General features: G+C 65.2%; 24 protein-coding genes. 8 read left to right on the top strand and 16 right to left on the bottom strand.

Annotation, left to right across the window (positions count from 1 at the left end):
* Positions 1-21: 21 nt before the first annotated feature.
* Together U5A82_RS19025 and U5A82_RS19030 are read left to right on the top strand one after the other, a co-directional pair.
* The gene (locus tag U5A82_RS19025) at positions 22-903 is read left to right on the top strand and encodes a LysR substrate-binding domain-containing protein (protein WP_326292431.1); all 882 of its coding nucleotides are present in this window, start codon (positions 22-24) and stop codon (positions 901-903) included.
* Positions 904-961: 58 nt separating this feature from the next.
* Positions 962-2119, top strand: coding sequence for a GGDEF domain-containing protein (locus U5A82_RS19030; protein WP_326292432.1), 1158 nt, complete (start codon positions 962-964; stop codon positions 2117-2119).
* 87 nt (positions 2120-2206) lie between these two features.
* On the opposite strand, the gene U5A82_RS19035 is transcribed toward U5A82_RS19030, so the two are convergent.
* Positions 2207-2878, bottom strand: a complete 672-nt coding sequence (locus U5A82_RS19035) for a glutathione S-transferase family protein (protein WP_326292433.1) — start codon at positions 2876-2878, stop codon at positions 2207-2209.
* A 184-nt stretch (positions 2879-3062) separates the two neighbouring features.
* On the opposite strand from U5A82_RS19035, the gene acs reads away from it, so the two are divergent.
* A complete protein-coding gene (gene acs, locus U5A82_RS19040; protein WP_326292434.1) occupies positions 3063-5006 on the top strand; it encodes an acetate--CoA ligase in 1944 nt (647 codons plus the stop codon).
* A gap of 96 nt (positions 5007-5102) precedes the next feature.
* Positions 5103-5615: a cytochrome b gene (locus U5A82_RS19045; RefSeq protein ID WP_326292435.1), complete on the top strand. Its 513-nt coding sequence runs from the start codon at positions 5103-5105 to the stop codon at positions 5613-5615.
* A 499-nt stretch (positions 5616-6114) separates the two neighbouring features.
* On the opposite strand, the gene U5A82_RS19050 is transcribed toward U5A82_RS19045, so the two are convergent.
* Positions 6115-7323, bottom strand: a complete 1209-nt coding sequence (locus U5A82_RS19050) for an FAD-dependent monooxygenase (RefSeq protein ID WP_326292436.1) — start codon at positions 7321-7323, stop codon at positions 6115-6117.
* A 217-nt stretch (positions 7324-7540) separates the two neighbouring features.
* A complete protein-coding gene (locus tag U5A82_RS19055) occupies positions 7541-8632 on the bottom strand; it encodes a branched-chain amino acid aminotransferase (RefSeq protein ID WP_326292437.1) in 1092 nt (363 codons plus the stop codon).
* 155 nt (positions 8633-8787) lie between these two features.
* Between U5A82_RS19055 and U5A82_RS19060 the strand changes: the two genes are divergently transcribed.
* Positions 8788-9807 carry a threonine aldolase family protein gene (locus U5A82_RS19060; RefSeq protein WP_326292438.1) on the top strand — a complete coding sequence of 340 codons (1020 nt, stop codon included), beginning with the start codon at positions 8788-8790 and terminating at the stop codon, positions 9805-9807.
* The gene (locus U5A82_RS19065) at positions 9800-10708 is read left to right on the top strand and encodes a DMT family transporter (RefSeq protein WP_326292439.1); all 909 of its coding nucleotides are present in this window, start codon (positions 9800-9802) and stop codon (positions 10706-10708) included. Before U5A82_RS19060 ends, U5A82_RS19065 begins: the two co-directional genes overlap by 8 nt.
* On the opposite strand, the gene U5A82_RS19070 is transcribed toward U5A82_RS19065, so the two are convergent.
* The 11 genes from U5A82_RS19070 to U5A82_RS19120 all read right to left on the bottom strand — a co-directional run bounded on the left by U5A82_RS19070 (position 10705) and on the right by U5A82_RS19120 (position 19282).
* Entirely contained in the window at positions 10705-10857 is a 153-nt protein-coding gene (locus U5A82_RS19070) for a hypothetical protein (RefSeq protein WP_326292440.1), read from the bottom strand. The two genes, U5A82_RS19065 and U5A82_RS19070, sit on opposite strands and share 4 nt — an antisense overlap.
* A 201-nt stretch (positions 10858-11058) precedes the next feature.
* A complete protein-coding gene (locus tag U5A82_RS19075; protein ID WP_326292441.1) occupies positions 11059-11853 on the bottom strand; it encodes a Rossmann-fold NAD(P)-binding domain-containing protein in 795 nt (264 codons plus the stop codon).
* A 74-nt stretch (positions 11854-11927) separates the two neighbouring features.
* Positions 11928-12290 (bottom strand): HesB/IscA family protein, encoded by a 363-nt coding sequence (locus U5A82_RS19080; RefSeq protein WP_326292442.1) that lies wholly within the window; start codon positions 12288-12290, stop codon positions 11928-11930.
* 139 nt (positions 12291-12429) lie between these two features.
* Positions 12430-12894, bottom strand: coding sequence for an SUF system Fe-S cluster assembly protein (locus U5A82_RS19085; protein ID WP_326292443.1), 465 nt, complete (start codon positions 12892-12894; stop codon positions 12430-12432).
* Entirely contained in the window at positions 12891-14096 is a 1206-nt protein-coding gene (locus tag U5A82_RS19090) for an aminotransferase class V-fold PLP-dependent enzyme (RefSeq protein ID WP_326292444.1), read from the bottom strand. Before U5A82_RS19090 ends, U5A82_RS19085 begins: the two co-directional genes overlap by 4 nt.
* On the bottom strand, positions 14093-14845 hold the full coding sequence (locus U5A82_RS19095) for a SufD family Fe-S cluster assembly protein (protein ID WP_326292445.1): 753 nt from the start codon (positions 14843-14845) through the stop codon (positions 14093-14095). Before U5A82_RS19095 ends, U5A82_RS19090 begins: the two co-directional genes overlap by 4 nt.
* A gap of 133 nt (positions 14846-14978) precedes the next feature.
* Positions 14979-15725 (bottom strand): Fe-S cluster assembly ATPase SufC, encoded by a 747-nt coding sequence (gene sufC / locus U5A82_RS19100; RefSeq protein ID WP_326292446.1) that lies wholly within the window; start codon positions 15723-15725, stop codon positions 14979-14981.
* A gap of 3 nt (positions 15726-15728) precedes the next feature.
* Positions 15729-16184 carry a hypothetical protein gene (locus U5A82_RS19105; RefSeq protein WP_326292447.1) on the bottom strand — a complete coding sequence of 152 codons (456 nt, stop codon included), beginning with the start codon at positions 16182-16184 and terminating at the stop codon, positions 15729-15731.
* Positions 16185-16314: 130 nt separating this feature from the next.
* The gene (sufB, locus tag U5A82_RS19110; protein WP_326292448.1) at positions 16315-17799 is read right to left on the bottom strand and encodes a Fe-S cluster assembly protein SufB; all 1485 of its coding nucleotides are present in this window, start codon (positions 17797-17799) and stop codon (positions 16315-16317) included.
* Complete coding sequence (locus U5A82_RS19115; protein ID WP_326292449.1) at positions 17796-18239, bottom strand: RrF2 family transcriptional regulator; 444 nt, start codon at positions 18237-18239, stop codon at positions 17796-17798. The genes sufB and U5A82_RS19115 overlap by 4 nt, the downstream gene beginning before the upstream one ends.
* 101 nt (positions 18240-18340) lie before the next feature.
* Positions 18341-19282: a helix-turn-helix domain-containing protein gene (locus U5A82_RS19120; protein ID WP_326292450.1), complete on the bottom strand. Its 942-nt coding sequence runs from the start codon at positions 19280-19282 to the stop codon at positions 18341-18343.
* Between the two features lie 349 nt (positions 19283-19631).
* On the opposite strand from U5A82_RS19120, the gene U5A82_RS19125 reads away from it, so the two are divergent.
* Together U5A82_RS19125 and ggt are read left to right on the top strand one after the other, a co-directional pair.
* On the top strand, positions 19632-20690 hold the full coding sequence (locus U5A82_RS19125; RefSeq protein WP_326292451.1) for a quinone-dependent dihydroorotate dehydrogenase: 1059 nt from the start codon (positions 19632-19634) through the stop codon (positions 20688-20690).
* Positions 20691-20774: 84 nt separating this feature from the next.
* Positions 20775-22475, top strand: a complete 1701-nt coding sequence (gene ggt / locus U5A82_RS19130; RefSeq protein WP_326292452.1) for a gamma-glutamyltransferase — start codon at positions 20775-20777, stop codon at positions 22473-22475.
* Between the two features lie 50 nt (positions 22476-22525).
* Here the strand turns inward: ggt and U5A82_RS19135 are convergent, their stop codons facing one another.
* Together U5A82_RS19135 and U5A82_RS19140 are read right to left on the bottom strand one after the other, a co-directional pair.
* Complete coding sequence (locus U5A82_RS19135) at positions 22526-23032, bottom strand: DUF5110 domain-containing protein (RefSeq protein WP_326292453.1); 507 nt, start codon at positions 23030-23032, stop codon at positions 22526-22528.
* 69 nt (positions 23033-23101) lie between these two features.
* Positions 23102-23515 carry a SufE family protein gene (locus U5A82_RS19140; protein WP_326292454.1) on the bottom strand — a complete coding sequence of 138 codons (414 nt, stop codon included), beginning with the start codon at positions 23513-23515 and terminating at the stop codon, positions 23102-23104.
* Position 23516 lies beyond the last annotated feature (1 nt).

Raw genomic sequence — 23516 nt, forward strand, 5'->3', positions numbered from 1 at the left:
GGCTTTGATATTTGATGAGACATGCGCAGATTGCCGCCCCTCACGGCCCTGGAGGCCTTTGTTCAGGTTGCTCGCCTTGGCTCGGTCAAGGCGGCGGCGGAGGAACTCGCCCTGTCGACGCCCGCGCTCAGCCGCCGCGTCCAGGCGCTCGAACGCTTCATCGGCCGCCCCCTGTTCGACCGCAAGCATCAGGCGCTCGAAATCAATGTCGAGGGGCAAAGGCTGCTGGACGATATCGCCCCGGCGCTCGATTCCCTGGCGCTGGCGCTGGAAAATATCCAGAGCGGCGGCAATCAGTTGCGCCTGCGGCTGGCGGTGATGCCGCTGTTCGCGACCCAGCGGCTATTCCCGCATCTGGGCAAGCTGCGCCAGCAGCATCCGCAATTGCATATCGACATCGAAACCACGCCCCATGCGATCGCGCGCCTGGGCGAAGGGCTGGATGCCGCGATCGTGCTGATGGCCAAGGATATCGACCCTGCCCTCTACGCGCATGAACTGGATCATGAGGAAGTCTATCTGATCGGCCGCCGCGAACTGGCGGAGGGGCCGCAGGCGCTGGCCTCTCCCACCGAACTGGCGCAGCAGACGGTCCTGCTCCACCGCGACATGGCGCTGTCCTTCGACGCGTGGAAGGAAGCGGCGGGCCTGCCCGACCTGCAACCGCTGGCGATCGACAATTATGATTCGGGCCAGTTGATGCTGGAAGCCGCCGCCCAGGGCCTGGGCGTGGCGGTGATGCATGCCAGCCACTATGAACAGGCGGGCGATCCCCGGCTGGTGCGGCTGTTCCCCCTCCATGTCGAAAGCCCCTATCGCTACTTCTTCGTCTGCCGTCCGCGCGCCTTGCAGACCCGCGCCGTACGCATTTTCCGCGACTGGCTGGTCAGCGCCGACATCTGACGCGATTATTTCGCTGCCGATACCTTAACCTTGTTTCGCGCCGGCCGTTATGAGGGCCATGACTGGGGCACATTCTTCTTCCGCCAGCCCGCAACATGGGCTGACCGACCGCTTGGCGCGCTGGGCCAAGGGGTTTTCAGGCAAAGCGGAGGAAGAAGAGACGGAGCAAGCGCAGCGCCCGCGTGGCGGCACCGCATCCAGCCGCGAAATCAACCGCCGTCGCCAGCTTTATACCGATATCGGCGACTTTCTGTTCGCCCACGACCTGGACCTGACCCCGATCAATTTCAGCGTCGCGCTGGACTATCTGACCGGCGCCAATATCGGCGTGGAAAAGGCGATCCGGGCCGTCATGATGGAACGGGGCAAGATCACCAATGGCTGGGTCGAATCGATCGCGGCCGAACAGCGCGCGGACGAAGTCACACCCGAATCACTGGCCACCATGCTGGACAAGGTCGAGGAGAACCTGACCCAGTTCACCGGCCTGATGCACGAATCGCGCAACAGCGCGAAGGATTATGGCGCGGCCTTGCAGGAACAGGCCAAGGATCTGGGCGAAGGCCGCGACAATGAACCGGTCCTCTCCCGCCTCGTCGGCCTGACCCGTTCGATGGTCGAAAAGACCCGTCAGGTGGAAAACCAGTTGCGCGACAATCAACGCCAGACCCAGGCGCTCAAGTCCAGCCTGGAAAATGCCCGCCGCGCCGCCGAACATGACCATCTGACCGGCCTGCCCAACCGCCGCGCCTTTGAAAGCGTGCTGCGGGCCGAAATGCAGGAAGCGCTGGATAGCGAAGAAACGCTATCGGTCGCCTTCTGCGACATCGACCATTTCAAGCATATCAACGACACCCACGGCCATGACACCGGCGACCGGGTGTTGAAATTCGTCGCGGGCCTGCTGGCCAAGGCGTCCAACGACCGCTGCCATGTGGCGCGGCATGGCGGGGAGGAATTCGTCATGCTGTTCCGGGGCAAGACCGCAGCCGAGGCGTGCGAGGCGGTGGACAGCGTGCGCGAGGATCTGGCCAACCGCAGCCTCGTCAACCGCGCCAATGGCGAACGGATGGAGCGGGTGAGCTTTTCCGCCGGGGTCGCCAACGTGCTCGCCTTCGAAGATGCGCGCGCCGCGCTCAAGGCCGCCGACCGCGCGCTCTATCTGGCCAAGGAACATGGCCGCAACCGCGTCTATCTCGCGGCTGAGGTGGATTGATTTTACAGGCTGTTCCCCGGCGCAAGCCGGGGTCTAGTCGGGACCGTGCAACTGGACTCCGGCCTGCGCCGGGGAACGGAAAAGGCGCTAAAAATCCGGCTTTTCATAATGGGCGGGCGGGGTGATGACCTCCATCCGCTCCGACAGCAAGGGCCGGAAGGACGGGCGCGACTTGAAGCCTGCATACCAGCGCTTGACCGGCTCATGGCCCGCCCAGTCGATGCCGCCCAGATAATCCGCCACCGACAGATGCGCCGCCGCCGCGATGTCGGCCAGGCTCAGCGTGCCCCCCGCCATCCAGCTGCGATGGTCGAGCAGATAGTCCATATAATCCATATGGACGTTCGCGCGCTTCATCGCCTCGCGCAGGATGCGCGCGTCGGGCGGCGCGCGTTCGATCAGCCGCTTCTTCATCCGCTCGTGCAGCAGCGGGCCGACCACGTCGCCATAGAAATTCTGGTCGAAAAAGGCGGTCAGCCGCCGCACTTCCGCCCGGCCAGCGGCGGTGCCGGAAATCAGCGCGAACTTCTCGACCGTTTCCTCGAAATATTCGCAGATCGCCTGGCTGTCGATCAGGGTGACGCCTTTTTCCGCGTCGGCCATGACCGGCGTCGTGCCCGCCGGGTTCAGGTCCAGAAATTCGTCGCGCATTTCCCAGGGCGATTCCCGCACGAGGTCATAGCCGATCCCCTTCTCACCCAGGAGAAGCCGGACCTTGCGGGAAAAGGGGCAGAGCGGGAATTGATAGAGAAGCCACATAGACGATTCCTGTTAGGCGCGACCGCCCGTCGGGGGAAGCGGCAAATTGTGGAAATTCCGGGCGTCGATTGCAGCCCGATGCGCCAAAAGAACGTTGTCAAACGGCATGGACCTCGTGTCCGATCGCGCTAAGTTGGAACATGAAGAGGCTGTGAAAACAGTTTCGCTTAGGAAAGGATGCTTGATGTCTGACGATTTCTTCCCGGTGCCGGACAGCTGGGCCGAAGGCGCGCTGATGAACCGCGCCGACCGGGAAGCGGATTATGCCCGCTCGATCGACGACAGCCACGCCTATTGGCTGGACCGCGCCAAACGGCTCGACTGGATCACGCCGCCGACCAGAAGCAACGAAAGCAGCTTTGCCGAGGCGGATTTCGGCGTGAAATGGTTCGCCGACGGCGTCCTCAACGTCAGCGCCAACTGCGTCGACCGGCATCTGGCGGAACGGGGCGACCAGACCGCGATCATCTGGGAACCCGATTCGCCCGACGCGGAGCCGCGCCGCTACAGCTATGCCCAGCTCCATGCGGAAATATGCCGCTTCGCCAATGTGCTCAAAGCCGCCGGCGCGAAAAAGGGCGACCGCGTCACCATCTATCTGCCGATGATTCCCGAGGCCGCCTTCGCGCTGCTAGCCTGCGCGCGGATCGGGGCGGTGCACAGCGTCGTGTTCGGCGGCTTCTCGCCCGACGCGCTGGCGGGCCGCATCCAGGATTGCGATTCGAATATCGTCGTGACCGCGGATGAAGGGCGCCGCGCGGGCCGGACGGTGCCGCTCAAGACCAATGTCGATGACGCGCTCAAACATTGCCCAAGCGTGACGTCCGTCGTCGTGGTGAAGGCCACCGGCGCGCAGATCGCGATGCAGGACGGCCGCGACCTGTGGCTGCACGAAGCCGCGGCCAAGGTCGATGCCGACTGCCCGCCCGAGCCGATGCAGGCGGAAGACCCGCTGTTCATCCTCTACACCTCCGGCTCCACGGGCAAGCCCAAGGGGGTGTTGCACACCACCGGCGGCTATCTGCTCTGGGCTGCGCTGACGCACGAGCTCTGCTTCGACTATCGGCCGGGCGACGTCTATTGGTGCGCAGCCGACATCGGCTGGGTCACGGGGCATAGCTATATCGTCTACGGGCCGCTCGCCAATGGCGCGACCACGCTGATGTATGAAGGCGTGCCCAATCACCCGACGCCCAGCCGCATCTGGGAAGTGGTCGACCGGCACCAGGTGCACACCCTCTTCACCGCCCCCACGGCGCTGCGCGCGCTCATCAAGGAGGGCAACGACTATGTGACCCGCACCAGCCGCAAATCGCTGCGCCTGCTGGGCACGGTGGGCGAACCGATCAATCCGGAAGCCTGGCGCTGGTATCATGGCGTCGTGGGCGAAGGGCGCTGCCCGATCATCGACACCTGGTGGCAGACGGAAACGGGCGGCGCGATGATCGCGCCGACGCCCGGCGCCACCGACCTCAAGCCCGGCTCCGCCACCTTCCCCATGCCCGGCGTCGTCCCACAGATCGTGGATGCCGACGGCACGGTGCTGGAGGGCGCGGCGGAAGGCAACCTGCTGATCGCGCAAAGCTGGCCCGGCCAGATGCGCACCGTCTGGGGCGATCATGATCGCTTTTTCCAGACCTATTTCACCACCTTCCCCGGCAAATATACGACCGGCGACGGCGCACGGCGCGATGCGGACGGCTATTACTGGATCACCGGGCGCGTGGACGACGTCATCAACGTGTCGGGCCACCGCATGGGCACGGCGGAGGTCGAAAGCGCGCTGGTGCTGCATGAGGCCGTGGCCGAAGCGGCGGTCGTCGGCTTCCCCCACGACGTCAAGGGCCAGGGTATCTACGCCTATGTGACGCTCAACAGCGGCCAGGAGGCGTCGGACGACCTGCGCAAGACGCTGGTGCAATGGGTCCGCCACGAAATCGGGCCGATCGCCACGCCCGACGCGATCCAGTTCGCCCCCGGCCTGCCCAAGACGCGGTCGGGCAAGATCATGCGCCGCATCCTGCGCAAGATCGCGGAGGGCGAGGTGTCGGCGCAGGCGCTGGGCGACACCAGCACGCTGGCCGACCCATCGGTGGTGGACAATCTGGTCGCCAATCGTCAGTCCTGATGAAGCGCCGCATGGCGCTTCGTCCAAAATGACGCCAGGACCATCGGGTAGGGTGGTTCTGGCTTCCGGCAGATATCCGCAAGAAGGAGCCGCCCCATGGCCCGCTATACCTCCATCGCCCGCGCCCTGCATTGGACGATCGCCGTCCTGATCCTCCTCAACCTCTTTTTCGGTTTCGCCCATGACGCCTTGCCAAAGGATTGGGCGGTGATGCCGGTTCACAAATCGATCGGCCTGACCGTGCTGGGCCTGACGCTGGTGCGGATCGTCTGGCGCCTGACCCACCCCGCCCCGCCGCTGCCCGCCGCCATGCCCGCATGGGAAAAGGGCGCGGCCCATGCGACCCACTTCCTCTTCTACGCCTTCATGCTCGTCATGCCGTTGTCGGGGTGGATCATGTCGTCGGCGGGCAGTCGGCCGCTCAACTGGTTCTTCCTGTTCGACGTGCCCAAATTCAACGTGGGCAAGGAGGATGCGATCGTCGGCCTGTCCGGCGAGGCGCATGAACTGCTGCCCTGGCTCTGGACGGCGCTGATCCTGCTCCATATCGGCGCGGCGTTGCGCCATCATGTCGTGCTGAAGGACGACGTTCTGCGGCGGATGTTGTGAGTTGAATTTTATACGCTTCAGGCGTATATTTATTATCTACGAAACGAACGCATCTGCTTTAGTTACAGAACCCCCGTCATTGCCGTGGCGGGGGTTCACTCGTCCAGAGGACGGGTTGCCGCCCGCCCTCTGTCCGTCGCACATCCTATTTGAAGCGCGAAACCTCCACGATCTTGAGGACCAAGGTCGCAAAGGCGATCATCACCCCACGGGCGATGCACGCATCTACGAAACTCACTTATCTGCTCCTTTTGTTACACGGCACGATTACCGCCTAAGCATGTAAGAGCAGAATATCACCGATGCCAAGCATGTTGGGTCAAGTATACAGGAGGCGTTCGATCTCGCTCGCCAAAACATCAGCACCGCTTGCCCATGACTCCGCATATCCGCTGCGCGCCTTATTTGCGGGTTTTCAGGAACCGTTCGATCACACCAGCGAAAAACATCCGCGACGCCCGGCAACTTCGCCTGGCATCTTGCCAATCAGTATGCAGAACTACACCAGCTCGCCGCTCAGCAACTTCGGCAACGCCCCGGACTGCCCGCGCGCTTCGGCCATGAACCGCCCTTTCAGCGCGCCACTGCGCTGCACCGCCGCCAGCCCCGCGCGGCGCACCAGCGAAGGCAGCTTGCCCGGTATGTCGAACAAGCGCACCAGCCCGTCCATCGCCACGCTGGTCATCATCGAGTCCAGCCCACGCCAGCGCTGGTAGCGCGCCAGCAACTGCGCGTCGCCCGGGTCCAGGCCCAGGCGCATGCCCTCCACCAGCACCTCGACCAGCGCGGCAACGTCACGGAAACCCAGGTTCACGCCCTGCCCCGCAATCGGATGAATCGCATGGGCGCTGTCGCCCACCAGCGCGAGGCGCGTGTCGGTTATCCGCGCGGCATGATGGAAGCCCAGCGGATAGGAGGATCGCGGTCCCGCCAGAGCGATCTCGCCCAGGAACCCGCCGATCCGCTTCTGCGCTTCGGCGAGCCAGGCGCGCTCGCCCAGCTTCATCATCGCCGGGGCCTGCTCCGTCGGCACCGTCCAAACGACGGCGGAACGGGTGCCCGGCAGCATCGGCAGCAATGCGAAGGGGCCACCGACATAGAAAATTTCGTAGGCCGTATTCGCGTGCGGCACTTCGTGGTCGATCGCCGTCACCATGGCGGTGTGCTTATATTGCCAGCGGGTCGTGTTGATCCCCGCCGCATCGCGCGTCGGGCTGTTGCGCCCCTCCGCCGCGACCAGCAGCGCGCCATGGATCGTCGCACCGCTCGCCAGCGTCAGCGTGACGCCGTCGGCATTACGATCGACATGGACCGCGCGATCGGGCTGGAACCGCGTGAGGTTGGCCGCCTCCGCCGCCGTCTGCGCCAGTGCGACGCGCAGGTCACGATTGGGCACCATCGTGCCCATGACGCCATCATCGCCATCCGGCGCGAAATCGAGCGCGCCCGGCTCCAGTCCGTCGCTGACCCAGATGCGATCGATCGGGCAGCCCTTCCCCTCCAGATGCTGGCCGACGCCGATGGCGTTCATCATCGCATAGCTGGTCGAACTGATCGCCGACACGCGCCCATCGAACCCGGCGGCGGTCACGTCCACCGGATCGGCCGGATCGATCACGGCGGTTTTCACGCCATGACCCGAAAGAGCGATCCCCAGGGTCAGGCCGACCAGCCCGCCCCCCAATATGACGACATCGAAGCGTTCCATGGAAGGCTATCTAGGCGCTTGGCCAAGGATTGGAAAGCGCCGCCGCACGCCCTAGCCCGAAAGGACAGGGCACGAGAGGACAGGGGCGGTCCGCGTAACCACGCCGTTCAGGCTGAGCGAAGTCGAAGCCCCCCACTGAGCGCAGTCGAAGTGGCTTCGCTCCGCTCAGCAGAACCCTTCGACAGGCTCAGGGCGAACGGAGGTTGGTCAAATCCCGTTAAACCGTGCGCACCCATCCGGCCGGGTCGGCCACGACACCGCGCTGAATGCCCGTCAGTTCCGCGCGCAGCGTTTCCGTCACCAGCCCGCCATCGCCATTGCCGATGGTGAAGTCGCCGGTCGTGCTCTTGACCGTGCCGATCGCGGTGACGACCGCCGCCGTGCCGCAGGCGAAGGCCTCGCGCAGCTTGCCGCTGGCGGCATCGTCGCGCCACTGGGCGAAGCTATAGGGTTCCTCGCGCACATCATGGCCCTTGGCGCGAGCCAGGCTGATGATCGAATTGCGGGTGATGCCGGGCAGGATCGTGCCGCCCAGCGGCGGGGTGACGATCGACCCGTCGTCCATCACGAAGAAGACGTTCATGCCGCCCAGCTCCTCGACCCACTTATTCTCGGCGGCGTCCAGAAACACGACCTGGTCGCAGCCATGGCCGATCGCTTCCTTCTGCGCGACCAGGCTCGCCGCGTAATTGCCGCCGCACTTGGCCGCCCCGGTGCCACCGCGCGCCGCGCGGGTATAATGTTCCGACACCCACAGCGTCACGGCCTTCTTGCCGCCCTTGAAATAGGCGCCGGCGGGCGATGCGATGACGCAGAAGATATATTCGTTGGACGGGCGGACGCCCAGGAACGCCTCGCTGGCGAACAGGAATGGGCGCAGGTACAGGCTGCCCTCACCGGTCGGGATCCAGTCGGCGTCGATCTTCACCAGTTCTTCGACCGCTTCCAGGAACAGGTCTTCGGGAATGGCGGGCATCGCCAGCCGCTCGGCCGATTCGGCGAAGCGGCGGGCATTCTCCTCCGGGCGGAACATGGCGATGCTGCCATCTTCCAGCCGATACGCCTTCATCCCTTCGAAGATTTCCTGCGCATAATGCAGCACCGCGCAGGCCGGATCGAGTTGGAAGGGCGCGCGCGCCTCCACCTTGTGGCTGTGCCAGCCCTGTCCTTCGGTATAGCGGATCGTCACCATATGGTCGGTAAAGAGCCGGCCGAAGCCCGGATCTTCCAGCAGCACCGCGCGCGCGTTCGCCTCGACAGCCTGGCTGTTGCGAGTGACGGTAAAGCGCGACTTCTGCTCGGCGGCCATGATGAGTCTCCTTGTTCTGGCTCGGACGAGGCCGCCTATGTCACAGAGCGGCCAGCGAAACAATGGGTCATATATACTGACCTAATCAGCGGAAACGTCCAACCCGGCGATGCTGGCCTCTTCCCGCCTGCCCGTCGTATCGCTATCGCTGCGCCATGCATTTTTTCTCCGACAACGCCACGCCTGTCAGCCCCGCGATCATGGCGGCCATCGCCGCCGCCGACCGGGCGGACCATGGCTATGACGGCGACGCGTGGAGCGCCCGGCTTGACGGCGCCTTTTCGGACCTGTTCGACACCCCGGTCAATGCGCTGTGGATATCTACCGGCACGGCCGCGAACAGCATCGCGCTCGCCTGCCTGTGCCCGCCCTATGGCGGCGTCCTCTGTCATGAAGAGGCGCATATCGTCCTGGACGAATGCGGCGCGCCCGGCTTCTTCACCCATGGCGCGAGCCTGATGCCGCTGCCGGGCGACGGCGCGAAGCTGACGCCCGCCATCGTGACCGACCGTCTGAAGGCGATCCGCGCCGACGTGCATCAGGTGCCCGCGCGTGCGATCAGCATCACCAACGCCACCGAATATGGGCTGGTCTATACGCCGGACGACGTCGCCGCGCTGGGCGCTGTGGCCAGGGCGCATGGCCTGGGCTTCCACATGGATGGCGCGCGCTTCGCCAATGCGATCGCCCATCTGGGCTGCGCGCCCGCCGACGTCACATGGCGGGCGGGGGTGGACGCGCTCAGCTTCGGCTGCGTCAAAAATGGCGGCATGGTCGGCGAAGCGCTGCTCTTCTTCGGCGACGCAGCCCCTGCCCGCGCGGCCGAGGCACAGCGCTGGCGCAAGCGCTCGGGCCATCTCTTCTCCAAGGGTCGCTACCTCGCCGCGCAGATATTGGCGATGATCGAGGACGACCTGTGGCTAGCCAATGCCCGCGCGGCCAATGCAGCGGCGCAGGCGCTGGCGGATGGGGCAGCCGGTCGGCTGATACACCCGGTGCAGGCGAACGAAGTGTTCGTGCGGCTCACGGCGGCCGAGGCGGCGGCCCTGCGCGCGCAAGGCTTCGACTTTTACGACTGGGGCGAAGGGGCGGCGCGGCTGGTGACGAACTGGGCGCAGGACGCGCAGGGCGTCGCGCCGCTGGCCGATGCACTGCGGGCCCTCGACCATGGGTGACGAGGCAAAGGCCGGCGCGAAGGGCGCGGTCGCCCTGCCCTTCATTCTGGTCGTCCTGATCTGGAGCTCGACCTGGATCGTCATCCGCGATCAGATCGGATCGGTGCCGGCCAGCTGGTCGGTCTGCTACCGCTTCCTGCTCGCGGGCGTCGCCATGGCGGCCTTCGCCCGGATACGCGGCGTGTCCTTGCGGATCGGCTGGGACGGCATCCTCTATGCCGCGCTGCTGGGCACGGCGCAGTTCGTGCTGAACTTCAATTTCGTCTATCGCGCCGAACATTATCTGACCTCCGGCCTGGTCGCGGTCGTCTATGCGATGCTGCTCATCCCCAATTCGATCCTGTCCTTCCTGATTTTTCGCCAACCCGTTAGCCGCGCCTTCATCACCGGATCGGTGGTGGCCGTGACGGGTATCGTCCTGATGTTGCTCCACGAATATCATGCCGCCACGATGCGGCCCGACATGGTGCTGCTGGGCGCGGCCTTCTCGCTCGCGGGCCTCCTGAGCGCGTCGAGCGCCAATGTCATGCAGGGGATGGCGATCGCCCGGCGGCTGCCGATGGTGGCGGTGCTGGCCTGGGCGATGCTGATCGGCGCAGGGGTGGACGCCCTCTTCGCCTGGGCCACCGTCGGCCCGCCGCAATTCGACCTGCGCTGGGGCTATGTGCTGGGCGTCGGCTGGCTGGGGCTGGCCGGGTCGGTCGTGACCTTCCCGCTCTATTTCACCCTGATCCAGCGGATGGGCGCAGGCCGCGCCGCCTATACCAGCGTGCTGATCCCGGTGATCGCGATGCTGATCTCCACCGTCATGGAGGGCTATCGCTGGAGCGCGCTGGCGATCCTCGGCGCATTGCTCGCCATCGCAGGCATGGCGATCGCCCTGCGCGCCAAGACCGCCTAACGCGCGCCGGGCTGGTACCGCCGCTTGGCGGCGTTCACCTTGGCCAGCAGGCTGGCGACGGATTCGGACGAAGCGGCTCGGGCGCCCGGCGCGGACACATGGGTCATCCGGTCGCTGAGCGCCGAAAAGGCTTTGTGCATGTCGGGCATGAGATCATCCTTGCAGCGTGATGCTCCCGCCCTGCACCGCCTCGGTTAACAAGGCGTAAACCATGCGCTGAAACGCCTTATACCAAGTTGCTGTCAGGCTCTTATTAAGAGCGTTCCCCGGCGCAGGCCGGGGTCCAGTCCTTCGCTCCGATCTGGACCCCGGCCTGCGCCGGGGAACAGATCAAATCAGGCATGCTGGCATCAAAGACAGGCGCGCAGCCCGTGGCGATAGGTGGGATAGAGCGGCGACCAGCCCAGCAGCCGCTTCGCCCGGCCATTGGCGACACGGCGGTTTTCCGCGTAGAATCCCCGCGCCATCGGCGACAAGGCCGCCTGTTCCATCGTCTGGAGCGGCGGCCAGCACAGGCCCAGCAGGTCGCAGGCCGCCTCGATCACGTCATTCTGCGCGCACGGCAGGTCGTCGGCCAGATTATAGACGCCCGGCGGGCCGTCGAAGGACGCGATCACCCCGGCGACGATGTCATCGACATGGACGCGACTGAAAACCTGACCCGGCAGGTCGATCCGATGCGCCTTCCCCTCACGCGCCCGCTCCAGCGCCGAACGCCCCGGCCCATAGATGCCCGGCAGGCGAAAGCGACGCATATCGGGGCGCAACGCCCCCCAGTCCATGTCGGCGGCGGCGCGGGCGGTCCGCCGCCCCTGCCCCACCGGGCTGCCCTCATCCACCCACGCCCCCGCCGCGTCGCCATAGACGCCGGTCGAGGACAGATAGCCGGTCCACAGGGCAGGCGCGGCGGCGATCGCGGCGCCATAGCGCGAGAGGACGGGGTCTGCGTCGCCTTCTGGCGGGACGGAGGACAAGATGTGCGTCGCGCTGGCGATGGCGGCGCGGACGGCACCGTCGTCATCGAAGGCCAGGATATCCGCGCCAGCGCTACGCCGAACGCCCGTCACTCGCCACCCTTGCGCCCGCAGCCGATCCGCCAGCCGGGACGCAGTATAACCCATGCCGAGGATGAGCATATGAGGCATCACCAACCTCCGTTCGGTTCGAGCTTGTCGATAACAATGCGCAAGGTTCCCGCCTGCGCGGGAACATGGCCGCCCTAAACCGTAAAGCTCTCGCCGCAGCCGCAGCTACCCTTGGCATTGGGGTTGTTGAAGACGAACCCGGCGGTGAAATCATCCTCCACCCAGTCCATCGTCGATCCGATCAGATACAGCACCGACGCGCCGTCGATATACAGCACGCCGCCCGGCGTCTCGATCTTCTCGTCGAACTTCGCCTCTTGCGTCACATAATCGACCGAATAGGCCAGGCCCGAACAGCCGCGCTTGGGGGTGGACAGCTTGACGCCGATCGCGCCTTCGGGCGCTTGGCGCATCAGGTCGGCGATACGCGCCTGCGACGTCGGCGTCAGGATGACGGCGGCGGGCCGGGCGCGGGTCTTGGTCTGTACGTCGGTCATTCCAATATCCTCCCCCTCCCTGGAAGGGAGGGGCCGGGGGTGGGTCGTTGCCACAAGGCAACGCTTGATGTGACGGGGCGGAGGCGCACTTCGCTCGCCACCCACCCCTTGATCCCCTCCCTGTCAGGGAGGGGAGAAACTAGAGCATCCCCAGTTCCAGCTTGGCCTCGTCGCTCATCTTCTGCGGGTCCCATGGCGGGTCCCACACCAGATTGACCTGCGCGTCGCCCACGCCCGGCACCGCGCCGACGCGCAGTTCGATTTCGCCCGGCATGGATTCGGCGACCGGGCAATGCGGCGTGGTCAGCGTCATGGTGATGACCGCATGGCCGTCCTCGGTGACGTCCACGCCGTAGATCAGGCCCAGATCGTAGATGTTGACCGGAATTTCCGGATCGTAAATGTCCTTGAGCGCATCGATGATCGCATCGTAGAGATTGCCGCCCGGCTCGCCCGCCGCGATTTCGCTGGGCTTGGCGGCCAGGAAGCCGTCCAGATAGTCGCGCTGGCGCGGAGCGGCGTCCGCCGCCACTTCAACACGCGCCTTGGGCGGAGTTTCCACCGCTTCGACTTCTTCCACCACAATCTTCCGTCCCTCGGTCATCCGAAAATCTTCCTCACACGCTCCAGGCCATGCACCAGCGCATCCACATCGCTGTCGTCGCTATAGAGGCCGAAGCTGGCCCGCGCGGTCGCCTCGACACCCAGATGGCGCATCAGCGGCTGCGCGCAATGATGACCTGCCCGGATCGCGACGCCCGTTTCGTCCAATATGGTGCCGACATCGTGCGGATGCACCCCCTCGACCGCAAAAGACAGGATGCCGGCGCTGTCGTCCGGCCCGAACAGGCGGATGCTGTTCATGCCCTTCAATGCCGCCCGCGCCTTGCTCACCAGCGCGCATTCATGCGCATGGACCCGGTCCAGACCGATGGCCTGCACATAGTCGATCGCGGCGGACAGACCCACCACGCCGGTAATGTGCGGCGTCCCCGCCTCGAAGCGGGTAGGCGCGGGGGCGTAGGTCGTCTTTTCGAACGTCACCTTGTCGATCATAGACCCGCCCCCCTGATAGGGCGGCATGGCGTCCAGCAGCTCGGCCCGGCCCCACAGCACCCCGATGCCGGTCGGGCCATAGAGCTTGTGCGCGGAAAAGACGTAGAAATCGCAGTCCATTGCCTGCACGTCCACCGCCAGCCGCGGCACCGCCTGACATCCGTCGATCAATATCTTCGCGCCCACCATATGGGCGATGTCGGCGGCGCGGCGCACGTCCAGCACGCTACCCAGCACATTGGACACATGGGCGAGCGCCACCATGCGATGCCGGGGCGTGATCATCGCGCGCATCGCATCCAGGTCGATCTTGCCGTCGCCGGTCAGCGGCACGACGTCGATATGCGCGCCCACTTTCTCGGCCACCATCTGCCACGGCACGATATTGCTGTGATGCTCCAGCGTGGACAGCAGGATGCGGTCGCCCGCCTGCAACTGCGTCCCGGCCCAGCATTGCGCGACCAGATTGATCCCCTCGGTCGCGCCGCGCACATAGACGATCTCGCCGTCCGACTTGGCCCCGATAAACCCGGCGACCTTGCGCCGCGCCGCTTCATAGGCCAGCGTCATGTTCGCCGATCGCTCATAGACGCCGCGATGCACCGTCGCATAGTCCGGCCCATAGGCGCGCGCGATCGCGTCGATCACGGCGTTCGGCTTCTGCGCCGTCGCCGCGCTGTCGAGATAATGCCAGTCGCCGACACCGGGAAAGTCATCCCGCAACCGTAAAGTCTGGGCAAGATCACTCATACCAGCGCCTCCAGCTTGGCGATCGCGGCGGCTTCCAGCATCTCCTTGACCGCCTCGTCCGCGACATCGTCGAACACGCCCGCGACGAACGACCGCAGCAGCAGCGTCTTGGCCGTCGCCGGGTCCATGCCGCGCGACGCCATGTAGAACAGCGCCGCCTTGTCCAGTTCGCCCACCGTCGCGCCATGCGCGCATTTCACGTCGTCGGCGAAGATTTCCAGTTCCGGCTTGGCGTTGGCCGTGGCCGTCCGGTCCAGCAGCATCGCCTTGACCGACTGGAACGCATCGGTCCGCTGCGCGTCGCGCGCGACATTGATGCTGCCCAGATAACTGCCCGTTGCGCGCTGGCCCAGGATAGACCGGATCGTCTGGCCGCTCGTCGAATCGGGCTTGGCGTGCGTGACGCTGGTGATGATCTCCAGCGTCTGGTCCCCGCCGCCCAGGATCGCGCCGTTCAGTTCGAAATGCGCGTGGCTCCCGATCGTGACATGGAACGTCACCCGCCCCAGCTTGCCGCCGATATTGAGCACATGAAAATCGCACCGCGCCCCGTCGGCGATGGTGATGACATAGTCATGCACCGCCGCCGCGCCGTCGCCTGCATCCTGCAACAGATGATGGCGCGCGGTGTCCCCCGCCGCCACATCGATGCGCGTCGGCGCAGGCGTTGGCCAGATGGTGGCGACAGCCTCCACATCGCTATAGCGCCAGTCTTCATCCTTGCGCGTGGGAAGAGCCGATGCGTTCATTCTCTAGCCTTCCCAGCCTCGTCACCCTGAACTTGTTTCAGGGTCCATTTCCCGACACGCGCCGTCACGCCCGGCGGCGCGATGGATGCTGAAACCAGTTCAGCATGACGAAAGAAGAGTAATGTCATTTGCGTCACGCGGCGACCACCTCGGCATAACCCTCGCGCTCCAGTTCCAGCGCCAGTTCCGGCCCGCCCGACTTCACGATCCGGCCGCCCGCCAGCACATGCACATAGTCCGGCTTCACATAGTCGAGCAGCCGCTGATAATGGGTGATGAGCAGCACGGCCTTGTCAGGCTTGCGCATGATCGCGTTGATCCCCGCCCCCACGATCTTGAGCGCATCAATGTCGAGGCCGCTGTCCGTCTCGTCCAATATCGCCAGCTTGGGGTCGAGTATCCCCATCTGCACCATTTCCGCGCGCTTCTTCTCGCCGCCCGAAAAGCCGACATTCACCGGCCGCTTGAGCATCTCCATGTCGAGGCCCAGCAGCCCGGCCTTCTCCTTGGCCAGCCGGATGAACTCGCCGCCATTCAATTCCTTCTCGCCCCGCGCGCGCTTCTGGCTGTTCAGGCTCTCGCGCAGAAATTGCAGGTTCGACACGCCAGGAATCTCGACCGGATATTGAAAGCCCAGGAACAGCCCCGCCGCCGCACGCGCATGCGGCTCCATGTCGAACAGGTCGGCGCCGTCGAACGTCGCGCTGCCGCCCGTCACGTCATAGCCCGGCCGCCCGCCCAGCGTATAGGCGAGCGTCGACTTGCCCGCGCCGTTCGGCCCCATGATCGCGTGGATTTCGCCCGCGTTGATGGTCAGCGACAATCCCTTCAGGATCGCCTTGCCGTCGATATCGTTGGTCAGTTGGTCGATCGTCAGCATCTCTTATCCTTCATGCGCGCGCTGGAGCGTCCGCGCGGTCCAGAACGCCATGTCGCGCACGTCGCCCGGCGCGGGGAACAGCGTATCGATATAGCGCTTCACCGGCATATAGGGCCACCAGTCGGCCTCGCCTTCCGGCGGTCCCTTTTCCAGCAGCGCCACGACGAACTCGCTGACCGGCCCCATGCGCGCCAGGTTGGGCGCCTTGGCCTTGTGGAACGCCTTGTCCTTGCGCAGCTTCTCGGTCATCGCCGCATCGGCCTTTTGCAGGGCGTCGCGGCTCTGCGCCTCATAGGCGTCCAGATCGCCGAAATCGGCCCGCGCACGCGGCTCCAGCTCGCCCTCTTCCAGCTCATAATCCTCGGTCAGGATACGGATCGCGGCGGTCCATGACTGGCCATTGCCGACATCCTCCGCGAAATCCGCGAGGGCATCCTGAATATCGTCTTCGTCGCTCAAGTCTCAGTCCTTCTAACTTCAAGCTATCGTCGCCCCGGACTTGATCCGGGGTCCCGCTGTCTTCACGCCCGATCCCGCAAAGCGGGATGCCGGATCAAGTCCGGCATGACGAGGGAAGAGACGGCACGCATCACCCCACACTGCCTTCGAGGCTGATCCCCAGCAGCTTCTGCGCCTCGACCGCAAACTCCATCGGCAGCTGCTGCAACACCTCCCGCGCGAAGCCGTTGACGATCAGCGACACCGCGCTCTCCGCATCCAGCCCGCGCTGCATCGCGTAGAACAGCTGGTCGTCGGAAATCTTGCTCGTCGTCGCCTCATGCTCGATCTGGGCGCTCGGATTGCGCACCTCGATATAGGGCACGGTATGCGCGCCGCACTGGTCGCCCAGCAGCAGCGAATCGCACTGGGTGAAGTTGCGCACCCCTTCGGCCCCCGGCGCCACACGCACAAGCCCGCGATAGGTGTTGTTCGACCGCCCGGCCGAAATCCCCTTCGACACGATGGTCGATCGCGTGCCTCTACCATTGTGGATCATCTTGGTGCCGGTATCGGCCTGCTGCCTGTTATTCGTCAGCGCGACGGAATAGAATTCGCCCACGCTATTCTCGCCATTCAGCACGCAGGAGGGATATTTCCACGTAATCGCGGAGCCGGTTTCGACCTGCGTCCAGCTGACCTTGCTGTTGCGTCCCTGGCACAGCGCCCGCTTGGTCACGAAATTATAGATGCCGCCCTTGCCGTTCTCGTCGCCCGGATACCAGTTCTGCACGGTCGAATATTTGATCTCCGCATCGTCCAGCGCGACCAGTTCCACCACGGCGGCATGCAGCTGGTTCTCGTCGCGCATCGGCGCGGTGCAACCCTCCAGATAGGACACATAGCTGCCTTCGTCCGCGACGATCAGCGTCCGCTCGAACTGCCCCGTATTCTCGGCATTGATGCGGAAATAGGTGGACAATTCCATCGGGCAGCGCACGCCTTTGGGAATGTAAACGAACGTCCCGTCGGAAAAGACCGCGCAGTTCAATGTGGCGAAATAATTGTCGTGCATCGGCACGATCTTGCCCATCCACTTCTTCACCAGATCGGGATATTCGCGCACCGCCTCGCTGATGGAGCGGAAGATGACGCCCGCCTCCTCCAACTCCTTGCGGAAGGTGGTGGCGACGCTGACGCTGTCGAACACCGCGTCCACCGCGACCCGGCGCGATCCCTTGACCCCCGCCAGCACTTCCTGCTCGGCGATGGGGATGCCCAGCTTCTTGTAGGTCGCCAGAATTTCCGGATCGACCTCGTCCAGGCTGTCCAGCTCCACCTTCTTCTTCGGCTCGGCGTAATAATAGGCGTCCTGATAGTCGATCGGCGGCACGTTCAGCTTCGCCCAGTCGGGCGGCGTCATCGTCTTCCACATCGCAAACGCCTTCAACCGCCAGTCGAGCAGCCATTGCGGCTCCTTCTTCTTGGCGGAAATGAAGCGGACCGTATCCTCGTTCAGCCCCTTGGGCGCGAAATCCTGCTCGATCGCCGACGACCAGCCATGTTCGTAGGTGGAGGCGCGATCGGCGGCCTCCTGCGCTTCAAGGTTGCGAATGGTCGTGGTTTGTTCGGTCATGCCATTTCTCGTGTCAGGCTGGCGATCGTCACGTTCGCGAGCGCGTCGCGGATCGCTTCGTTCGCGACATTCATGTGCGGGCGAATGCGGCAATCCTGTTCCAGATTGCAGTCATGCGCCCCTTGTTCGCTGCATGCGGTCATGGCGATCGGCCCTTCGACCGCCTCCACCACATCCGCCAGCGTGATCGTGGCGGGCGGGCGCGACAGCCGCACCCCGCCGCCGGTGCCCCGGCTCGATTCGAGCAGACCGGCGGCCGACAGGCGGCTCACCAGCTTCTGCGCGGTCGGCAGGGGGATGCCGGTTTCCGCGCTCAGCGTGGTCGCGTTCATCTTCGCCGCGCGCTGCACGTCCGCAGGCGCCAGCCCGGCATGGCCGCAATGGCGCGCAGCGGCGGACATCAGCACGACCGCATAATCTGCAAAGCTCGATAATTTCATATCAATTGCGAACCATTCTCAAATCGGACCGATTCCATCCGATTGGGCGCATGTGGTCGCTGGCGCTTAATGAATCAAGGGATTTCTACCAGGAAAGCCGGTCAGCTCACGCGATTGAGCACGGCCAGGTCGCCGCCCAGCGAGCGGCGCAACAGGGTTAGCTGCGCCACTGCGGTCGGTTCGGTCTGCAACTGGTGCGGTGTCAGGCCGATGAAATGCTTGATCTCACGGATGAAGTGCGACTGGTCGTAGAAACCCGCCTCTTCGCACAATTGCTGCCAGCTTTCCCCGTCCAGCGCGATCCGCGCGGAACAGCGCAGCGCCCGATACTTGCGCGCCAGCAGCTTGGGCGGCGCGCCATAATATTTGTTGGCCAGCCGCGCGAGCTGTCGGGGCGACAGGCCGGTGGCCTCCGCCAGCACCTCTATCCTGGGCGATCCTTCGTCGATCAGCCAGGCGTCGATCGCCGCCAGCAAGTCCAGGGTGGCCGGGCGCAACGGTCGGACCAGCCGCCCCAGTTCGCGCCAGCACAGCGCCGCCATCGCATCGGCATCCTCGTCCAGCGCCCGCAACCCGTCCAGCAATCGCTGGAAAACACCGTCCCGCTCCATCGACAGATCGTGCAACCGGTCGGCCAGCAGGCTCGCGTCGCCGCCCTGCACCGCCAGCCATCCTGCGGGCAGCAACGAAATGCCGACCACGCGGGATGGCCGATCGAGAACGAACCGGGTCGCGCCCATCGTCGGCCCCAGCAGGCAGACATTGGGCGTCGCCATCACCGCGCCGTCGTGGAAATGATAATGGCCCCCGCCCTCCAGCATCAGCCGCAATTGCGGCATGTCCGCGCGGGTGACGTCGGCATAATGATCGGCGGCGACGGTGAAGACATAGAGCGAACCGAAATAGGACCGCAAATATACGGGCGGCGCGAAATAGCGCAGGCGGACCGGCCCCTGCGCGGCATCGACCGCGTAGGACAAAGGCCCACTGACATCCGGCATCGCGACCGTGCGCGCCGCATTTTCGCTGTGATGCGACCCCATATTTCACCCCTGCGCATCACTATGCGGCAACATTGTCACGGCGCAAGCGTCCCAAGGGGAATTTGTAAAGTTTTTCGACAGCTAACCCACAATTTCCTGGAAAAATGACCCGGCGGTTTGCACCGCCGGGTCAGGAAAAGGTCTCACAGGCCATAGGCCAGAGAGCCTTCGGGTCGCATCGCGGCCTTACGCCCGAATCACGGAAACTTTATTGGATGGATCGGACATTTTTCGAGTGCAAACGGTCGCATTGATGACGAATATTGTCATGAAATAACGATAGCCCCGAAATGTTGCTGTAGTGCAACAGTGACTCGACGCCCGCCTGGTCCGCTGGCATAGGCGCCCCATGTCCTACCGCCTGATCCGCCCGCTGCTCTTCGCCCTCGATGCCGAGCGCGCCCATCATCTCTCGATCGCCGCGCTGCGGATGATGCCGACCGCTGCGCCACTGGCCGCCGATCCGATGCTCGAATTGATCGTGGCGGGCATCCGTTTTCCCAATCCGGTCGGCCTGGCGGCAGGCTATGACAAGGACGGGCGGATCGCGCACAAGATGCATGGCCTGGGCTTCGGTTTCGCCGAACTGGGCACGCTGACGCCGCTGGCCCAGCCGGGCAATCCGCAACCGCGCCTGTTCCGTCTGGTCGAGGATCGGGCCGTCATCAACCGTTTCGGCTTCAACAATGGCGGGCAGGGCGCGGCGGCCGACCGCATCGCCCGCTATCGCCGACCGGTGGGCAGCAGCGGCGGCCCGGTGATCGGCATCAATATTGGCGCGAACAAGGATGCGACCGCAGCGGGACGCGGCATCGCCGATTATGTGACGGGCGTCACCTGCATGGCGCCGCTGGCCGATTATCTGACCGTCAACATCTCCTCCCCCAACACGCCGGGCCTGCGCGCGCTACAGGGCCGCGCCGCGCTGGACGACCTGCTCTCGGCGGTGATGGCGGCGCGCGGCGCGGGCACGACGCCAATTTTCCTGAAAGTCGCCCCGGATCTGGAACCGGCCGATGTCGAGGATATCGCCGCCGCCTGCCTCGACCATCGCGTCGACGCGCTGATCGTGTCCAACACCACCATCACCCGCCCGGCGCTGCGGTCGGCCCATGGCGGGGAAGCAGGCGGCCTGTCGGGCGCGCCGCTGACCGACCTGTCCCATGCGCGATTGCGCGATTTCCGTCGGCTGCTGGGCGCGCGCCTGCCGCTGATCGGGGTCGGCGGCATCGCGAACGCGGACCAGGCCTATGCCCGCATCCGCGCGGGCGCGTCGCTGGTCCAGCTCTACAGCGCGCTGGTCTATGAAGGGCCGTATCTGGCAAAGCGGATCAACAAGGGCCTAAAGGCGCTGATGACCCGCGACGGCGTGCGTAGCATCGCCGAACTTGTCGGCGTCGACGCCTGAGCGTTGATCGAGAAAGGCTGTGGCCTTGCTCCAAAAGCGCGACAATGGGTTGCAGCCGACAACGTAACGATTAGGGTGGCGTCCATGACATCCCGCCTGCCCGGCCTGCTGGCCCCGATCGCCCTTCTCGCCCTCACGCCGCTGCCCGCCCTCGCCCGGGAGCCGGTATCGACCAACGCCACCGTATCCGCCGCCGATCCGCGCGCGGCGCAGGCGGGGCAGGAGATATTGCGCAAGGGCGGCAGCGCCACCGACGCCGCGATCGCGATGATGCTGACGCTGAACGTCGTGGAACCGCATAATAGCGGCATCGGCGGCGGTGGCTTCCTGATGCATCATGACGGCGCGACCGGCCTGCTGGAATCGATCGATGGCCGCGAAACCGCGCCAGCAGCTGCGCGGCCCGACCGCTTCATGGGCCCGGACGGCAAGCCCCTGCCCTTCATCCAGGCCTGGCCGGGCGGCTATTCGGCCGGGGTGCCCGGCAATCTGCGCATGGCATGGGACGCCCACAAAAAATGGGGCAAGCTGCCCTGGGCCGACCTGTTCCAGCCCGCCATCCGCTACGCGCGGGACGGCTTCGTGCTGGGCGAACGCACCGCCACGGCGCTCAAGGCGGTCAAGGACATCTGGCGCGACTTCCCTCAAATCCAGCAGGCGTTCTGGGTCGACGGCGCGCCGCCGCCGGTCGGTACGGTGCTGAAAAATGCGCCGCTCGCCGCCCTGTTCGACCGGATCGCCGCCGAAGGCCCCGACGCCTTCTACACCGGCGAAAATGCCCGCCTGCTCAGTGCCGCCGTCACCAATGCGCCCAAAAACCCGGTGCCGCTGACGCAGGCCGATCTATCGGGCTATCAGGCCAAGCCGCGCAAGCCCGTCTGCGGCCACTATCGCGTCTATACCGTCTGCGGCATGGGACCGGCCTCGGCCGGCGGCGTCACCGTGCTCGAGATATTGGGCATGGTCGAACGCTTCCCGCTGGCCCAATGGGGCAAGGATGACCCGCGCAGCTGGCATGTCATCGGCGAAGCGATGCAGCTGGCCTATGCCGATCGCGACACCTGGCTGGGCGACCCGGATTTCGTGTCGGTGCCGGTCGCGGGCCTGATCGACCCCGCCTATCTCAAGCAACGCTCGGCCCTGATCCGCCTCAACAAGGCGCTCACCGCCTACCAGCCCGGCACCCCGCCCGGCGCGCAGCCGCGCACATCGTCGCTGCCCCAGCCCGAAAGCGGCACCAGCCATTTCGTCGCGGTCGACCGCCATGGCGACATCGCCGCCTGGACCTCCACGATCGAAAGCTTCTTCGGCAGCCAGCTGATCGCCAACGGCGTCATCCTGAACAATGAACTGACCGATTTCAGCTTCACCCCGGAAAAGAACGGCGCGCCGGTCGCCAACCGGGTGGAGCCGGGCAAGCGCCCGCTCTCCTCCATGTCGCCGACCATCGTTTACGATGCCAAGGGCACGCCCGTCTTCACCGTGGGCGCGGCGGGGGGCAAGACCATCATCATGCAGGTCGCCAAGGCGCTGATCGCCCATTTCGACTGGGGCCTGTCCGCGCAGGAGTCGATCGCCCACGGCCTCCTCTTCTTCAACGGCGACGGGCTGGTGCTGGAACAGGGCACGGCGCTGGAAGCGATGAAGGCCCCGCTGGAAAAGCTCGGCCATCGCGTCAGCATGAACCGCATGGGCCTCAAGGCCAATGCCGCCGAACGCCTGCCCGACGGGCGCTGGCAGGGCGCCGCCGATCCGCGCAGCCCGGGCGTTTCGCTACAGGAGTAGATGAACCGTTCCCCGGCACAGGCCGGGGTCCAGCCATCACCCACCCTGGATCACCCCTTCAAATCCAGCCCCGCCACGTTGAAGTCGAACGGCGCGGTCTTGTCCTTCGGCCCGACGACCAGATCGATCTTCACGCTTTTGGCGTCCTTGATCGCCTCATAGGCGCCCTGCGACGGCGCGATGGTGATGCCGTCCTTGTTGTCAGTAACACGCCCCTTCCATTCATGGCTCTCGCCATCGTCGGTGGTCGCCCGCACCTTGCAATCGGACAGGTCGCAGGTGAAGGGCGCGCCGACCAGCTTGACCGTCACGTCCGCCGCCCCTTTGTCCAAGGGCTGGACCAGCAGCACGGAAAAGGTGTCGGGCGCGGTCATCGTCGCGACCGCGTTGGCGCTGCCGATATAGGCGACCTTGGCCTTCCCGCCCTCGCCGCCTTCATATTTCCAGACCTGGCCGATCTCGTCGCGCTGGCTGGGTTCCTTGCTCTTGTCCGAACAGGCTGCCAGCGTCGCGGCGGCCACCGCCAGGGGGGCGGCAATCTTCAGGATGGCGCGCATAGCCTCTTTTCCCTCCATAAAAGTTACGGAAGGACAATGTTCGGACCTGCGATAAGGTTGCCTACCCGTTCAGACGTAGCGGCCCGCCGTGTCGCGGATCAGCGCGATCATGTTGGGTATCCCCTGCGTCCGGTTGGAACTGAGTTGGTTCTTGAGGTCGAACGGCGCCAGCGCCGCTTCGATATCGGTCGCCGCGATATCGGCGGGCGCGCCGTCCTGCACGGTCAGCAGCACCAGCGCGATGATCCCCTTGGTGATCGCGGCATTGCTGTCGGCCAGGAAATGGAGCCGCCCATCCTCCAGCACCGTGGGATAGACCCACACCGCCGCCGAACAGCCCCTTACCAGCGTCGCGTCGGTCTTGAGCGCGTCGGGCATGGGTTCCAGCGCCCGGCCCAGATCGATCAGCAGCCGATACCGATCGTCCGCATCCAGAAATGCATATTCTTCCTGAAGATCGGCGAGAGGGGGCTGGTCGGTCATG

Origin of the sequence: Sphingobium sp. CR2-8 (assembly GCF_035818615.1) — a bacterium.
GTDB lineage: Bacteria > Pseudomonadota > Alphaproteobacteria > Sphingomonadales > Sphingomonadaceae > Sphingobium.